Annotated in this window: 13 protein-coding genes; 6 read left to right on the top strand and 7 right to left on the bottom strand. The window is 65.5% G+C overall.

From position 1 onward, the window contains the following. Positions 1–6: 6 nt before the first annotated feature. Positions 7–918 carry a hypothetical protein gene (locus J8I34_RS06120; RefSeq protein ID WP_209805617.1) on the bottom strand — a complete coding sequence of 304 codons (912 nt, stop codon included), beginning with the start codon at positions 916–918 and terminating at the stop codon, positions 7–9. 932 nt (positions 919–1,850) lie between these two features. Then, complete coding sequence (locus J8I34_RS06125; protein ID WP_209774941.1) at positions 1,851–3,392, bottom strand: methyl-accepting chemotaxis protein; 1,542 nt, start codon at positions 3,390–3,392, stop codon at positions 1,851–1,853. A 271-nt stretch (positions 3,393–3,663) separates the two neighbouring features. Here J8I34_RS06125 and J8I34_RS06130 point away from each other — a divergent pair, with 271 nt between their 5' ends. After that, positions 3,664–4,095, top strand: a complete 432-nt coding sequence (locus J8I34_RS06130; RefSeq protein WP_029044863.1) for a phasin family protein — start codon at positions 3,664–3,666, stop codon at positions 4,093–4,095. A 9-nt stretch (positions 4,096–4,104) separates the two neighbouring features. Beyond that, on the top strand, positions 4,105–4,479 hold the full coding sequence (locus tag J8I34_RS06135; protein ID WP_371748047.1) for a SulP family inorganic anion transporter: 375 nt from the start codon (positions 4,105–4,107) through the stop codon (positions 4,477–4,479). Positions 4,480–4,528: 49 nt separating this feature from the next. Here J8I34_RS06135 and gdhA read toward each other — a convergent pair whose 3' ends face one another. The 5 genes from gdhA to J8I34_RS06160 all read right to left on the bottom strand — a co-directional run bounded on the left by gdhA (position 4,529) and on the right by J8I34_RS06160 (position 10,620). Further along, positions 4,529–5,872, bottom strand: coding sequence for an NADP-specific glutamate dehydrogenase (gdhA, locus tag J8I34_RS06140; protein ID WP_209805618.1), 1,344 nt, complete (start codon positions 5,870–5,872; stop codon positions 4,529–4,531). Positions 5,873–6,163: 291 nt separating this feature from the next. Then, positions 6,164–6,919, bottom strand: a complete 756-nt coding sequence (locus tag J8I34_RS06145) for a DeoR/GlpR family DNA-binding transcription regulator (protein ID WP_029044860.1) — start codon at positions 6,917–6,919, stop codon at positions 6,164–6,166. Between the two features lie 144 nt (positions 6,920–7,063). Then, positions 7,064–8,527 carry a phosphonoacetaldehyde dehydrogenase gene (phnY, locus tag J8I34_RS06150; protein WP_209805619.1) on the bottom strand — a complete coding sequence of 488 codons (1,464 nt, stop codon included), beginning with the start codon at positions 8,525–8,527 and terminating at the stop codon, positions 7,064–7,066. A 69-nt stretch (positions 8,528–8,596) separates the two neighbouring features. Beyond that, the gene (phnA, locus tag J8I34_RS06155; protein WP_209805620.1) at positions 8,597–9,865 is read right to left on the bottom strand and encodes a phosphonoacetate hydrolase; all 1,269 of its coding nucleotides are present in this window, start codon (positions 9,863–9,865) and stop codon (positions 8,597–8,599) included. Positions 9,866–9,909: 44 nt separating this feature from the next. Then, positions 9,910–10,620, bottom strand: coding sequence for a phosphonate utilization associated transcriptional regulator (locus J8I34_RS06160; RefSeq protein ID WP_209805621.1), 711 nt, complete (start codon positions 10,618–10,620; stop codon positions 9,910–9,912). Positions 10,621–10,887: 267 nt separating this feature from the next. On the opposite strand from J8I34_RS06160, the gene J8I34_RS06165 reads away from it, so the two are divergent. The 4 genes from J8I34_RS06165 (at position 10,888) to J8I34_RS06180 (ending at position 16,092) form a co-directional block, all read left to right on the top strand. Beyond that, positions 10,888–11,919 carry a putative 2-aminoethylphosphonate ABC transporter substrate-binding protein gene (locus tag J8I34_RS06165; protein WP_209805622.1) on the top strand — a complete coding sequence of 344 codons (1,032 nt, stop codon included), beginning with the start codon at positions 10,888–10,890 and terminating at the stop codon, positions 11,917–11,919. 72 nt (positions 11,920–11,991) lie between these two features. Beyond that, positions 11,992–13,104 (top strand): putative 2-aminoethylphosphonate ABC transporter ATP-binding protein, encoded by a 1,113-nt coding sequence (locus J8I34_RS06170; RefSeq protein WP_209805623.1) that lies wholly within the window; start codon positions 11,992–11,994, stop codon positions 13,102–13,104. After that, on the top strand, positions 13,095–14,903 hold the full coding sequence (locus J8I34_RS06175; protein ID WP_209805624.1) for a putative 2-aminoethylphosphonate ABC transporter permease subunit: 1,809 nt from the start codon (positions 13,095–13,097) through the stop codon (positions 14,901–14,903). Before J8I34_RS06170 ends, J8I34_RS06175 begins: the two co-directional genes overlap by 10 nt. A 55-nt stretch (positions 14,904–14,958) precedes the next feature. Continuing rightward, a complete protein-coding gene (locus J8I34_RS06180; protein WP_209774831.1) occupies positions 14,959–16,092 on the top strand; it encodes a 2-aminoethylphosphonate--pyruvate transaminase in 1,134 nt (377 codons plus the stop codon). Positions 16,093–16,137 lie beyond the last annotated feature (45 nt).

Below are 16,137 nucleotides of genomic sequence, written 5' to 3' on the forward strand. Positions count from 1 at the left end.
AAGTCTTTATTGTTGTTGAAGCGCAGGTATGGCGGTTGCATTGCCAGGCTGCACGCGGAAGCTCAAAATCAACTCGCGTGCCTTGCGTTCGTACTCCATCCACTGGCCTAGCGTGCGGGCGTCATACTGGAGAGATACTTCAGCTTTTATTGATGGGTACAGAGAAAACCGGTGCGTGCAAACATTGCGACGGCTTCCTTCGAACGGCTCTCCATTAGCGTTGCATTCAATAAATGTCGCGTCCTTGCCATAGCTATTGAAAAAGAATAGTCGCTCCCTCTTCACAACAGGGCCACTCGGATAATGCACAATTTCATCGGATCTGTACTCCACCAGTCCATAGAGCTTCTCAGCTTGCCGCTCATATCGCTTATTACGGAACTTGGACAGTCCATCAATTCTCTTCTTCTGATCGTATGGGTTTCCCCGTACCAAGTTATCCTCATGTAAATAAAATGACCGACCGGCACTCACCCCGATGTGCAGCCACTCAACCGGCTCCTCGACCGATTTTTTCGCCCGGTAATAGCTTGCCTCGTTCTCGGGCGTCTTTGGTAAAAAATCGGGCAAATGCACCATCAGAGGCAGAGAGTTGATCTTCGATGCAAAAGTACGCGTCGGGGCCTTCCAGTTCCGGCGCTCTGGATCAAACACACTCGGATCACCGTCGTACTCGGTTATCAGATGCGTGTAGTTGAGCGGCACCGATACCGGCACGCCACCGAGATCACCAATGATCGGATCGGCGCCCCGAGGCAGCCCAAAGGGGCTGCCCTGAAGCTGCTTCGCTTTCTCATGGCCGGGCGGCGGCAAGTCGTGCCGCTCCTGTGCATAGACGTAGAGGCCCGCCCCGCCTAACGCTATAAATGTCAGCGCTACCGCCACTGACATACAGACCGTCCCTAATCGTTTTGCCATGTGGCTCCCTTGCATTCGAACATTCCGGCAAGACGCTTCGCTCTCTGCTGGCAGCCCGCCGCAAACAATGACGTTTGGTGCTTCTCATATTGCCGTGAGGGCTGAAAGCCTCGTGAAAGGCCGAGGCTATGACATTTTCTCTACGGCCACAACCTGCTCGGGGTCACGAAAGCAACCTCAGTTTTTCGATTTTGACAATGCGCAATGAAAGGCCGCGATAGTGAGAACTGACGCCATCGGGATATCGGACAGAAAGACGAAGAACTGCAGTTGCCGGGCCAACGACCAGCCAAGCCATCAATGCGGCATGCTGACCCGGAGGTAGGCACTCACATCCCAGGAGGTCTACATTCAAGTCGCACCCTTCAAGCAGGACCTGCATGTAGGCGAACAGTCCTTGCAGGAGTCAGAAGAGACGAATCACGCGTTATCGCCTCTTTGGTCATCGCACCACAAGACGGTACCCGTTGACACGTAGCAGGTCGCTCAATTGATCCGCGACACAAGATTCGCTCTTGTCACTCGGGGAAGACCAAATCTTCTCAAAAAAAATCTAATTGAATCAACGGCTTATCCTGAATAACGACTTGATATCGCTCAGAATTCGCCCTCCCCCTACCCAGGAACCGTTGCTAACCCGTTGATTCTGTTAGTACCACCGAAGTATCAAGTTCCGCCGTCATTCCCGCGCATACCCAAAGGGCACGTGGGCGGGACAATGCGCGGATACGCATTGGACGTCTGGAGGACGGCCCGAAGGGTGAGCGACAGCGAGCAATCCAGCGTCTTTGAAGTCCCCCGAAGGGGGACAAAGCGCCACTGGGTCCCCGTCTGCGCGGCGACGACAACCGACGGTTACTGGAAGGCAAGCCGGCACGTGCAAGCGTGCGATGGTCTCTCCTCGAGGGAGAGGGAAGAAAACCCGCCTGCCATCAGGCCGCCAGCCTGAACGTCGCCACCGCCTCCTTCAACCGCTGCGCCTGCTCCTCCAGCGAACCCGCCGCCGCGGCCGCCTCTTCCACCAGCGCGGCGTTCTGCTGCGTGACCGTATCCATCTGCGTCACCGCCTGGTTCACCTGCTCGATCCCCGAGCTCTGCTCCGCCGACGCCGCGCTGATCTCGCCCATGATGTCGGTCACGCGCTTGACCGCCGCGACGATCTCTTCCATGGTCTGGCCCGACTGCGTCACCAGCATGGAGCCCTTCTCGACGCGATCGACCGAATCCCCGATCAACGCCTTGATCTCCTTGGCCGCGGTCGCGCTGCGCTGCGCCAGGCTGCGCACTTCGCCCGCCACCACGGCAAAGCCCCGGCCCTGCTCGCCGGCGCGCGCCGCTTCCACCGCCGCGTTCAGCGCCAGGATATTGGTCTGGAAGGCAATGCCCTCGATCACGGCGATGATGTCGACCACCTTCTTCGACGCGCCGTTGATCTCTTCCATGGTCTCCGCCACCTTGCCCGCGACTTCGCCGCCCTTCTCGGCGATATCCGAGGCATTGACCGCCAGCGTGCTGGCCTGGCGCGCATTGTCCGCGTTCTGGCGCACGATGCTGGTCAGTTCTTCCATGCTGGCCGCGGTCTGCTGCAGCGACGAGGCCTGTTCCTCGGTACGCTGCGACAGGTCTGTGTTGCCGGCCGCGATCTGGCTGGTGCCCGACACGATCGACTCGGTGCCCGCGCGCACCTGGCGCACGATGCGCAGGATATTGGCGTTCATGTCGGCCAATGCCTGCAGCAACTGGCCGGTCTCGTCGCGGCTGTCGACATCGATGCGGCTGGTGAGGTCGCCGGAAGCCACGGTGCGGGCCACCGCCACGGCGCGATGCAGCGGGCGCGTGATGCCGCTGGTCAGCCAGACCGAGAACGCAATGCCGATCCCCAGCACCACCACGCCCAGCCCGATCAGGCTGTTGCGCGCATTGACATAGATGCTGTTGATCTCACGCGCGGTGGCATCGATGCTGGTGCGCTGGATGTCGAGCAGCTTCTGGATCTCGGCCAGGTAGGCGTCGCCGGCGGGGACGAACTCCTTCTCCAGTACCTGATTGGCTTCTTCGGTCAGGCCTTCCTGCTTGAGCCTGGTGATCTTGTCGCGGCCGTTGTTGTACGGGTCGCGCACGCTCAGTATTTTCTGGAACGCGGCCTTTTCCTGCTCGGAACTGAGCATCGGCTGCAGCTTGTCGCGCAGCTGCGCAATGCCTTCGATCGATGCCTTGGTCTCGGCGGCAAAGAACTGGCCCAGCGACGGGTCGGCGCTGCGCGCCACCGCGGTGGTGCGGCGCACGCTGGTGTGCATGAGCCGGTACCAGTCGCTGACCAGCCGTTCCTTGGTCAGCGGCTGCTGCATCATCGCATGGGTGCGCTCGGCCACCTGCTGCAGGCGCAGCATGCCGAATACCGTCATGAGCGCCGACAGCAGCAATACCACCCCAAAACCGATGCCGAGGCGTACCCCGATACCTAGATTCTTCATGTCTTCTACCTGATTAGGATTGGTCATGGCGAAGTGCCGGCGCTGGTGGGCGCAAGCGTTCTCCGCTCTCGTCGTCCGCGGGCGGGCCCGATGGGCCGGCGCACGTGCGGGCTATGGATGGCAACGGCATGGGGGGCCGAAACTTTAGGGTCTTCCTCGATTGACGGCTAGAAGCGTGCGGATTCCGGCTATAGTGGAGTGGAATCCGGCGCAGGGCCGTCCCGCGGCCCGCTCCACCCCTGCTCACCCTTCCCCCACCAGGAGATCCAGCATGGCTACGCCTCCCAATCCTTTCGCCGATTTCACCAAGCTGATGGAACAGTTCCGCGTGCCGGGCCTCGACATGAACGCCGTGATCGAGGCACGCCGCAAGGATATCGAGGCCCTGACCGAGGCCAACAAGCTGGCCTACGAGGGCATGCAGGCCGTGATGCAGAAGCAGCAGGAAATCTTCATGCAGACCATGCAGCAACTGCAGGCCGCGGCGCAGCAGTACGGCACCCCTGGCAACCCGGCCGAGGCCATGGCCAAGCATGGCGAGCTGGTGCAGCAGGCGCTGCAGCGGGCGTTCGAAAACATGCGCGAGCTGGCCGAGACCGCGCAGAAGGCACAGGCCGAGGCGCTGACAGTGATCGGCAAGCGCGCCGAGCAGAACGTCAAGGAGGCCGGCGAACTGTTCCAGCAGCCGGGGAAAAAGGGCTAGCGGCCGGCCGTGGTGTCGGACGGCCTGCCGGAGCGACCCCGAAACCTGCTGCGCGCCACGCTGGCGCGCCTGATGCGAGGCGCCGCCGAGCTGCTGCATGACCGCCGCACCGATTTCGGCGTGGACCTGCAGGCCGGCGTGTCGGTGGCCGCGGTCAGCCTGCCGATCAGCGTGGCCTATGCCCAGCTTGCCGGCTTCAGCCCGGTAGTGGGCCTGTACAGCGTGGTATTGCCGATGCTGGCTTATGCGCTGTTCGGTTCGTCCCGCCAGATGATCGTCGGGCCCGACGCTGCCACCTGCGCCATGATCGCGGCGACGCTGTCGCCGCTGGCGCTGCCCGACAGCGAGGCCTACCGCGCGCTGTCGGTTTCGCTGACCTCCTGAGGGTCGCGCCGGCGGCCGGCATTGCACCGGCCGCGTCCGGGCCAGATCGTCAGATCACCCCTTGCGCCAGCATGGCATCCGCCACCTTGACGAAGCCGGCGATATTCGCGCCTTCCACGTAGTTGATATACCCGCCCGCCTTCTGCCCGTGGTGGATGCAGTTCTGGTGGATGTCCTTCATGATCGCGTGCAGCTTCTCGTCGACCTCGGCGTGGTGCCACGACAGGCGCATCGCATTCTGCGACATCTCCAGGCCGGAGGTCGCCACGCCGCCGGCGTTGCTGGCCTTGCCCGGCGCATAAAGGATCCTGGCGTCGACGAAGCGGTCGACGGCTTCCAGCGTCGACGGCATGTTGGCGCCTTCGGCCACGCAGATCACCCCGTTGCCGAGCAGGGTTTCGGCATCGTTGCCGTCGAGCTCGTTCTGCGTTGCGCACGGCAGCGCGACGTCGGCGGGCACGTGCCAGGGGGTGCGGCCAGCTTCGAAGGCCATGTCGTGGCGGGCGGCGAAGTCGGCCAGGCGGCCGCGCTCTTCGTTCTTGAAGGCCATGACTTCAGCCAGCTGCCCGGTGGTCATGCCTTGCGGGTAGTGCAGCACGCCGCCGGAGTCCGACAGGGTCAGCACCTTGGCGCCCAGTTCGATGGCCTTCTCGGCCGCGTACTGCGCCACGTTGCCCGAGCCGGAGAGCAGCACGCGCAGGCCGTCGAACTCGCGGCCGCGGCGGTGCAGCATTTCCTGTGCGAAGTAGACGGTGCCGTAGCCGGTGGCTTCCGGCCGCATCAGGCTGCCACCGTAGGCCAGGCCCTTGCCGGTAAAGACGCAGGCGGACTGGTTCGACAGCTTCTTCATCATGCCGGCCATGAAGCCCACTTCGCGCGCGCCCACGCCGATGTCGCCGGCCGGGATATCGGTGTCCGGGCCCAGGTGACGGTACAGCTCGGTCACCAGCGCCTGGCAGAAGCGCATCACTTCGGCGTCGGACTTGCCCTTGGGGTCGAAGTCCGAGCCGCCCTTGCCGCCGCCCATGGGCAGCGTGGTCAGCGCGTTCTTGAAGGTCTGCTCGAAGCCCAGGAACTTCAGCACCGACAGGTTCACGGTCGGGTGGAAGCGCATGCCGCCCTTGTACGGGCCGATCGCCGAGCTGTGCTGCACGCGGAAGGCGCGGTTGACCTGCACCTGGTTGCGGTCATCGGTCCAGGCCACGCGGAACTGGATCACGCGCTCGGGCTCGACCAGCCGCTCGAGCAGGGCCTGGTCGGCATAGCGCGGATTGCGCTCGACGAACGGCCAGAGCGTCATCATCACTTCCTTCACGGCCTGGAGGAATTCAGGTTGATTGGGGTCGCGGCGGGCGACCCCCGCCAGGAATGCGTCGAGGGAAGGAGCGTTCACGATGTCTCTGCTGTGCTGGTGCTGTGTCTGGATCTGACGGCCCTGCCGGCTGGTGCCGGTCTCTGGAGCCGCCTGGCGTTGCGCCGAGGGGAAGGTGGGTGGCCTCCGGTTGTCCAGACAGGCACGGCATGCCGCGCCTGTCTGGCAACCCGAAACTTTAGCACCAGCATGGGGCATGGGGCAGTCAAAACACCTGTGACTGCCATGTAAAGGCTACATTTTGGTGCGAACAGCGGGGACTTTCGTGCGATCAGCGCACAAATGCGCCGAAAATCCGACTTGTCGGCGCGGCTAGGCGATCAGCAGCTTGGCTCCGCGTTCCTTGAGCGCCGCGCCCAGTTCCGGCTCGGGCGCCATGTCCGTGATCAGCCAGGCGGCCAGGTCGAAATGCTTGATGGTCACCCCGGTGTTGCGGCCGAACTTGGTGTGGTCCGCCACGACGCAGGCGGTGTCGGCGGCCATCAGCATGCGGCTGCGCAGCTCGGCCGCCGAGCGCGAGAAGTCGCAGATCTCGCCGCGCGGGGTGACGCCACCGATGCCGATAAAGGCAAAGTCGGTGTGGTAGCGCGACAGCTGCTCGATGGTGTCCCAGCCGTGGGTTGCGTCCTCGTTGTCCTGCAGTTCGCCCCCGAGCACGATCACGCGGTTGCCGTTGCGCCGGCCCAGCAGCTGGGCAATGGCGAGGTCGTTGGTGTAGACCAGCAGGTTGTGGTGGCCGTGCAGCGCCTGCGCCACCGCGTGGGTGGTGGTGCCGTAATCCAGGATCAGCGATGCCCCGTCGCGCACCAGTTCCGCGGCGCGCACGCCGATGGCGCGCTTGCCTTCGGCATTGACCGCGGCGCGGGTCTGGGTGTCGGGTTCGGTGCGGTCGGAGGCCAGCGCCCCGCCGTGCGTCAGCACCAGCAGGCCGCGGCCCGCGAGCGTGTTCAGGTCGCGCCGGATGGTCTCGCGCGAGACGTCGAGCTCGGCCACCAGTTCGCTGATGGCCAGCGCGCCGGTGGCGGAGAGCTGGTCGAGGATGTATTTCTGCCGTTGTTCGGCGAGCACGGGGACTCCGGGAGCGTGGGGGGATGGGCGGTGATTCTAGCGCAGCGGGGTCGCCCCCGCCCTTCCGATGACCGACTGGGTGCTCCCTCTCCCGCGCGCGGGAGAGGGGAGCAAACCAGCGGTCAAATCAGCTCTCCTGGTACCTCACGCCCACGGCAACGTCACCGTCTTCAGATTGGTAAAGCTCTTGGCCGCCTCCTGCACGCCTTCCTTGTAGCCCAGCCCCGAATCCTTGATGCCGCCGAACGGCGTCAGCTCGATGCGGTAGCCCGGCACTTCCCACAGGTTCACCGTGCCCACATGCAGCGAGTTGGCGATCTTCGTGAACGCCTCGATATCGTTGGTGCAGACCCCCGACGACAAGCCGAACGCCGTGCCGTTGGAAATCCGGATCGCATCATGGACATCGCGGAACGTGATGATGGGCGACACCGGCCCGAAGGTCTCCTCGCGCACCACCGTCATCGCCGGGTCGACGCGGTCGATCACCGTAGGCGCATAGCTGGCGCCGTTGCGCTGGTTGCCGGCCAGCAGCCGCGCGCCCTGTGCCACCGCCTCGTTGACGCGCGCCTCGAACAGCATGGCGGCCTCTTCGTCGATTACCGTGCCCATGTCGACGCCACGGTCCATCGGGTCGCCATACTTCCACGCGCGGGTCTTCTCGACCACCAGCTCGGTGAAGTGCGCGGCGACGGCCTCGTGCACCAGCATGCGCTTGACCGCGGTGCAGCGCTGGCCCGAGTTCTTGTACGAGCCCTGCACCGCGAGGTCGGAGGCGCGATCCAGGTCGGCGTCGGCCAGCACGATCAGCGGGTCATTGCCACCCAGCTCCAGCACCACGCGCTTGTAGCCGGCCTTGCTGGCGATGTACTTGCCGATGGCCACGCCGCCGGTGAAGGTGACGAGGTCGACCGCGGGATGGGTGATCAGCTCGTCTGCGATCTCGCGCGGGTCGCCCGTGACGACCTGCAGCATCTGCGGCGGCAGCCCGGCCTCGTACAGCAGGTCGGCAAGGAAGTACGCCGACAGCGGGACCTTCTCCGATGGCTTGAGCACCATGCGGTTGTTGGTAGCGATCGACGGCGCCACCTTGTGCGCCACCTGGTTCATCGGGTGGTTGAACGGCGTGATGGCGCAGATCACGCCCAGCAGCGGCTCGCGTTGCGTCATCACGCGGCGCTTCTTGCCATGCGGAGTCAGGTCGCAGGAGAACAGCTGGCCGTCGTCGCGCAGCGCCTCGGTGGCGGCGAAGCCGAGCACGTCGGCCACGCGGCCGATCTCGTACAGCGAGTCCTTCTTCGACAGGCCGGACTCCAGCGTGATCAGGTCCGACGCTTCCTCGGTACGCTCGCGCAGCAGCGCGGCGGCGCGGTTCAGGATGGCGGCGCGCTCGTAGCGCGTCAGCGTGGCACGGTACGCCCGCGCCACGTCGAAGGCGCGGCGCACGTCGTCGAGCGTGGCCTTGGGCACGGTGCCCACCAGCGTGCCGTCATACGGGTTGCGCACCTCGATCACGCGCTCGCGCACGATCTTCTGGCCATCGATGCGCAGGGCCTCGGCGCGAAAGTGCGGGCTGACGGTGCCTGCAGGGAATTGGGGGGCGTTCATGGGATTCCTCCGGTCAGTACAGGTGCGGCGGCTCGTTGCCGGGTGTCAGTGCAGGTGTCAGTGCAGGTGTCAGTGCAGGTGATTCAGCGCCACGTCGAAGATGTCGAAATTGCGCATCACGGGCTTGCCCGGGATGCCGGCGGTCGGGCGGTTGAACAACAGCGGCACGGTCTGCTCCGACACGCCGCCGTGCGAGCGCAGCGGCGCATCGAGCCCCGACAGGTCATGGCGGCTGCGGCTGGTGCCAAGCGCCACGTGCTTGTCCCCGGTCACCACCAGGTCGCCCACGCGGTCGGACGGCAGCTCGAAGCGCGCGCAGGCTTCGGCGTTGTCCAGCACGCTTTCCACGCCCTGCAGGCCGGACAGCCGTGCCCTGAGCGCGTCGCGGTCGGCATCTTCCGGCAGGTAGACGGTGGCGTACGAGCCGAGCGCGCCGTGGTGGACCACATAGGGATCGGTAATCGGCAGGATCACGCGCGCCCCGCCCTCTTCCACGCCGCGGCCAAGCCATGCATCCAGGTGGTCCTGCAGGTAGATCACGTTGGGCGCCTTGGTGGCATCGTCGTGCTTGGCGTTCATGCCGTGGTCGGCGGTCAGCGCCACCACGCAGCCAAGCTCGTCCAGGCGCGCCAGGTATTTGTCCATCATCGCGTAGAAGGCGTTGGCGCCGTCCGAGCCCGGCGCGAACTTGTGCTGGATGTAGTCGGTGGTGGACAGGTACATCAGGTCGGGGCGGCGCGTTTCCATCAGCCGTACGCCGGCGGCGAAGACGAATTCGGACAGCTCGGCGCTGTAGACGTCGGGCACCGGCATGCCGACCAGTTCCAGCACGCCGTCGATGCCGTTCTCCGCCACCGTGGCCTGGTCGGCCTTCTCGGACGAGAAACAGATGCCGCGCATGCCGTGGCCGAGCAGGCGGCGCAGCTTGTCCTTGGCGGTCACGACCGCGACGCTGGCGCCGGCGTCGGCAAACGCAGCCAGGATGGTGCCCGCGCGCAGGTACTTGGGGTCGTTCATCATCACTTCCTCGCCGCGGCCCTCATTGGCACTGCGGTCGAAGAAATAGTTGCCGCAGATGCCGTGCACCGCCGGCGGCGCGCCGGTGACGATGGAAAGGTTGTTCGGGTTGGTGAAGGTGGGTACCACGCACGCGCCGCGGAACGACGAGCCGCTGGCGAGCAGCTGCCTGAGATAAGGCGCGCGGCCGCTGGCGGCGGCGGCTTCGAGGTAGTCGAACTCGCAGCCGTCGACACAGACCACCACGACGGGCTGCTGCATCCAGCGGTAGCTGCGCTGGTTGACGGTAATGGTGCGGGCGGGATCGTTGGTATCGGGCATGGTGGCGGTCCGGTGTGCGGGGTTCGGGAATCGATGGTTGTAGGTCAGGCGGCCGCGCCGGTGCCGGCGTTGCCGGGATCGACTGCGGCATGCATGCGCGCGCGCCCGCGCTCGACGTGTTCGCGCATCAGCCGCGCCGCCAGCTCGCCGTCGCGCGCGGCGATGGCCGAGACGATGGCGCGATGCTCGCGGGTGGAATCGGGCATGGCCGCGTTGCTGCCGGACAGCGCCTCGCGCCGGAACAGCGTCAGCTCCTTGACCAGGCGCCGGTAGGTGTCGAGCAGCTTGCCGTTGCCGGCCAGCTCGACCATGCGGTCGTGGAAGGCGAAGTTCAGGCGTGCGTATTCGTCCAGGTCGCGGGCAGCGCTGGCGGCGCCCAGCGCCTCGACCAGCGCGCGCAGTTCGCGCAACCCTTCCGCCGTGATGCGGGCCGCCAGTTGCCGGCCGACGAATTCATCGAGCACCGCGCGCAGTTCATAGATTTCGTCGGCTTCCTGCACCGAGATGGCACGCACGAAGACGCCGCGGTTCTTTTCGGTGCGCAGCAGGCCCGCTTGCTCCAGCGCGCGGAACGCTTCACGCACCGGGCCGCGCGAGACCTTGAGCTGGCCCGCGACTTCGATCTCGTTGAGCTTGGCGCCCGGCGGCAGTTCGCCGGACATGATCCGCAGCTCCAGTTCGCGCTGTACCAGCGTGGTCAGCGACTGGCTCTGCAGGATGGTGATTTCGCTCGCCAGCGGCGCTTGGCGTGACATGAAAACTCCCATTTGTGACGGATTCAGCAACATCGAAAAACCTTATTGCGATTAAAGCAAGTGGTTTGTATATTGTCAACAATCAAGACATCAGCGGCGCTGACAGGGTGACGCAAGAACCATCAAAAACAGGGCATATGTCTTGCAAGTGTTGTAGTACAAGGGTTTCAAGGTGATTCGATGTTGTGCAACGCAGCGCCACACGTTGCCACATATTCACCAGATTGACACATATCTCCACCTACAATGCCGGAAAACGGAGGCCCCATGAAACTGTCCATCCAGTCCACCCTGCAAACCGCCGCCGCCCTGCTCGCACTGGGCGCCGCCAGCACCGCGCTGGCCCAGAAAACCACCCTCACGGTCTACACCGCGTGGGAGATCGAAACGCTGAAGCCATACGCCGAAGGCTTCGCCAAGGTCGCGCCCGACATCGAACTGAAGTACGTGCGCGACTCCACCGGCGTCATCACCGCCAAGGCGCTCGCCGAAAAAGCCAACCCCCAGGCAGACGTGATCGCCGGCCTGGCCGCATCCAGCCTGGAGGTGCTCAAGCAGGAAGGCATGCTGACGCCCTACACTCCCAAGGGCTTCGAAAAGCTGACGCGCCACTACAGCGACAAGGCCACGCCGCCGTCGTGGGTGGGCCTGGATGTCTGGGGCGCCACCGTCTGCTTCAACACGGTCGAAGCCAGGAAGCGCAACCTGCCCCGCCCCGAGAGCTGGAAGGACCTGGCCAAGCCGGTCTACAAGGGCGCCATCGTGATGCCCAGCCCGGCGTCGTCCGGCACCGGCTTCCTCGACGTGACCGCGTGGCTGCAACTGTTCGGCGAGCAGGAAGGCTGGAAGTACATGGACGCGCTGCACGAGAACATCGCCCAGTACACGCACAGCGGCTCCAAGCCGTGCAAGCAGGCGGGCGCGGGCGAGTTCCCGATCGGCATCTCGTTCGAGCTGCGCGCGCACAAGACGCTGGCCTCGGGCGCGCCGATCGAGATGATCTTCCCCAAGGAAGGCCTGGGCTATGACATCGAGGCCGCCGGCATCGTCAAGGGAACGAAGAAGCAGGAGGCCGCGCAGCGCTACATGGACTGGCTGGCGAGCAAGGAAGCGGCGCAGCTGTTCGCCAGGGACTGGGCCATCGTGACCTACCCGGGCGTGGCCCGCAAGGTCGACACCATCCCCGCCAACTACGAGCAGATGCTGGTCAAGAACGATTTCAGTTACATCGCCAGGAACCGCGAGCGCGTGCTGAACGAGTGGCAGAAGCGGTACGCCGGCAAGTCGGAAAAGCAGTAGCCCGGGAACGCGCCGGCCCGGGGCGCAAGCACCAGGCCGGCACCACGACAACTTCGCCGAGGACCCCACGCCATGCAATCCTCCACTTCCACGGCCGAGACCTATCTCAGCCTGAAAGGCATCCACAAGCGCTTTGGCACGGGCGCAAGCCCTTTCGTCGCGCTGCATCACATCGACCTCGAGGTGCGCCGGGGCGAGCTGCTGTGCTTCCTGGGACCGTCAGGCTGCGGCAAGACCACGCTGCTGCGCATCATCGCCGGGCTGGAATCGCAGAACGCCGGCACCATCCACCAGGGCGGGCGCGATATCTCCACGCTGCCGCCGATGGAGCGCGACTACGGCATCGTGTTCCAGTCCTATGCCTTGTTCCCCAACCTGACGGTGGCGGACAACGTCGCCTACGGCCTGGTCAACCGGCGCATGCCGCGCGAACAGCGCCGCGCGCGCGTGGATGAACTGCTGACGCTGGTGGGCCTGCCCGACCGCGGCAACCAGTACCCCGCGCAGCTCTCCGGCGGCCAGCAGCAGCGCGTCGCCATCGCGCGCGCGCTGGCGACTTCGCCCGGCCTGCTGCTGCTGGACGAGCCCCTGTCAGCGCTCGACGCACGCGTGCGCGTGCGGCTGCGCAGCGAGATCCGCGCGCTGCAGCAGCGGCTCAATATCACCACCATCCTGGTCACGCACGACCAGGAAGAGGCACTGTCGATGGCCGACCGCATCGTGGTCATGAACCAGGGAGTGATCGAGCAGGTGGGCACGCCGGCGCAGGTCTACCAGCGTCCGGCGACTCCGTTTGCCGCGGACTTTGTCGGCAAGACCAATATGCTGGGTGCGCGCGTGGGCAGCGACGGCGCGCTGCATCTGGGCGGCGTGCGCATGCACTGCAACGCACCGGCCGGCTGCGGCGTGGAGGAAGCCGTGCAGGTGTTCTTCCGGCCCGAAGACGTCTGCGTGCGCGGCATCGAGCAGCACGGGCCCAATGTGCTGGAGGCCACCGTGGACAAGATCGAGTTCCTGGGCGCGTTCTCGCGCCTGACACTGCGGCTGCCCGATGCCGCGTCGGGCACGCTGTGCGCCGACCTCTCGCTCAATGACCTGCACGAGCTCCGCCCGAACACCGGCGACCGCCTGCGCCTGGCCATTCCCGCTGACCGCCTCCGTATCTTCCGCCACGCATGCGCCTGAGCCTCTCGACGGCGCCGGCCACTGCGCCGGCTACCGATACCGCCCCGGGCGCCGTGCCGGCCGGGATCCCCGGTTCCGGCACGAAGCCTTCCCTGCCGGCGCCACCCGCGCTCGTTGCCACTTCGGTGCGCGCGCACTGGACCGACAGGCTCGCGCACCTGCTGCTGGCACTGGCCGCGATTGCCCTGCTCTGCTTCGTGCTGGCCCCGATCGCGATGATCCTGGCCAAGAGCGTGCAGAACCGCGACGGCACGCTGGCCGGCATTGCGCACTTCCGGGCGTACTTTGAATCGCCGGCGCTGCTGCGCTCGGTGTGGAACAGCCTGTGGGTCTCCGCGCTGGCCACCTGCATCACCGTGCCGATGGCCTTTACCTTTGCCTACGCGCTGACGCGCAGCCGCATCGCCTGCAAGGGGCTGCTGCGCAACCTCGCGTTGATCCCGCTGCTGGCGCCGTCGCTGCTGGCCGCCATTTCCTTTATCTTCTGGTTCGGCAACCAGGGACTGTTCAAGCCGTGGATGGGCGGCACGCAGATCTACGGGCCGCTGGGGATCGTCGCCTCGCTGGTGTTCGCCACGTTCCCGCATGCGCTGATGATCCTGGTCACGGCGCTGTCGCTGACCGACGCGCGGCTGTACGAGGCGGCCGATGCGCTGGGCACCTCCACGACCCGCAAGTTCTTCACCATCACCTTGCCGGGGGCGCGCTATGGCCTGGTCAGCGCGGCGATGGTGGTGTTCACCTATGCGATCTCCGACTTCGGCATCCCCAAGGTGATCGGCGGCAACTTCCACATGCTGGCCACCGACATCTACAAGCTGGTGATCGGCATGCAGGACTTCTCGCAGGGCGCGGTGGTGTCGCTGATGCTGCTGGTGCCGGTGGCGGTCACCTACTGCGTCGACGCGCGCGTGCAGAAGCGCCAGATGGCGCTGATGTCGGCGCGCTCGGTGCCGTACGTGCCGCGCCGCAGCCGCCGCTTCGACCTCGCCATGGCGGCGTTCTGCTGGCTGATGGCGGCGCTGATGGTGGCGGTGATGGGCATGGCGATCTACGCGTCGTTCGTCAAGCTGTGGCCCTACAACTTCTCGCTGTCGCTGAATCACTACCGCGTCGGCCTGGTCGAGGGCGGCGTGGTCGACTCCTACCTGAACAGCCTGCGCATGGCCGCGCTGGCCGCCGTGATCGGCCCGGTGTTCATCTTTGCCACCGCCTACCTGCTGGAGAAAACGCGCGGGCTGGACTGGCTGCGCGGCTTCGTGCGGCTGATGGCGGTGCTGCCGATGGGCGTGCCGGGGCTGGTGCTGGGGCTGGGCTACATCTTCTTCTTCGTGCCGCAGGCCAACCCGCTGCACGGCCTGTACCAGACGCTGGGCATCCTGGTCCTGGTGACGATCGTCCATTACTACGCGTCGTGCCACCTGACCGCGGTGACCGCGCTCAAGCAGCTCGACAGCGAGTTCGAGGCCGTGTCCGCGTCGCTGAAGGTGCCCTTCTACAAGACCTTCTTCAAGGTTACCGTTCCGGCCTGCCTGCCCGCCATCCTGGAGATCTCGCGCTACCTGTTCATCAACGCCATGACCACGGTGTCGGCAGTGGTGTTCCTGTACGGCGCCGACACCAAGCTAGCCTCGGTCGAGATCGTCAACCTGGACGAGGCCGGCGACATCGGCCCGGCGGCGGCCATGGCCACGCTGGTGGTGGTGACCTCCGCGCTGGCGTGCCTGCTCTATTACCTGCTGCAACGCGTGCTCGACCGCAAGACCCAGGCATGGCGCCAGGGCCAGGCGAGCGACTGAAATCCCCCCAATACGCAATCTCCTTCCCAATCGCCTTCCCAACGAGGAGCTCACCATGATCCGCGGCAACGACCCGATCCTTCTGACCCCCGGCCCCCTGACCACCTCGCTCGCCACCAAGCAGGCCATGCTGCGCGACTGGGGATCGTGGGATGCCAGCTTCAACAGCATCACGCGCAGCCTGTGCGACGACCTCGTGCGCATCGTCCACGGCGAAGGCACCCATGTGTGCGTGCCGATGCAGGGCAGCGGCACCTTCTCGGTGGAAGCGGCCATCGCCAACGTGGTACCCCGCGATGGCAAGGTGCTGGTGCCGCAGAACGGCGCGTACTGCCAGCGCATCCTGAAGATCTGCAAGGTGCTGGGCCGCGCCAGCGTGGAACTGCCGATCCCCGAAGACCAGCCGGCCACGGCCGCGCTGATCGAGCAGGCGCTGGCGCGCGACCCGTCGATCACGCACGTGGCGCAGGTGCATTGCGAGACCGGCGCCGGCGTGCTGAACCCGCTGCCGGAGATCGCCGCGCTGTGCCAGCGGTTGGGCAAGGGACTGATCGTCGATGCGATGAGCTCGTTCGGCGCGATCGGGATCGATGCGCGCACCATGCCGTTCGATGCGCTGGTGGCTGCCACCGGCAAGTGCATTGAAGGGGTGCCGGGCATGGGGTTCGTGCTGGTGAAGAAGGATGTGCTGGAAGCGAGCCAGGGCAACAGCCATTCGCTGGCGCTCGACCTGTACGACCAGTACGCCTATATGCAGAGGACCACGCAGTGGCGCTTCACGCCGCCCACGCACGTGGTGGCGGCGTTCCGCGCGGCGCTTGACCAGTTCCTGGAGGAAGGCGGGCAGCCGGTACGCGGGGCACGCTATCGCGAGAATTGCGCTGCGTTGATCCAGGGCATGGGCCAGCTCGGCTTCCGGCCGTTCCTGCCGGCGGCGGTGCAGGCGCCGATCATCGTCACCTTCCATGCGCCGGCGGATGCGCGCTATGACTTCAAGACGTTCTACAGCAAGGTGCGCGAGCGGGGGTACATCCTGTATCCGGGCAAGCTGACGCAGGTGGAGACGTTCCGGGTCGGGTGCATCGGGGCGATTGACGATAACGAGATGCGGAATGTGGTGACGGCGGTGGGTGAGGTGTTGAAGGAGATGGGAATCGACATGCACGCGCCGCTGGCGCAGGCGGCGTAGTCACGATTGACTACCGGCTCTTGCAGAAGGCTCCCCTCTCCCGCT

This window comes from Cupriavidus phytohabitans, assembly GCF_017815025.1.
Lineage (GTDB): Bacteria > Pseudomonadota > Gammaproteobacteria > Burkholderiales > Burkholderiaceae > Cupriavidus.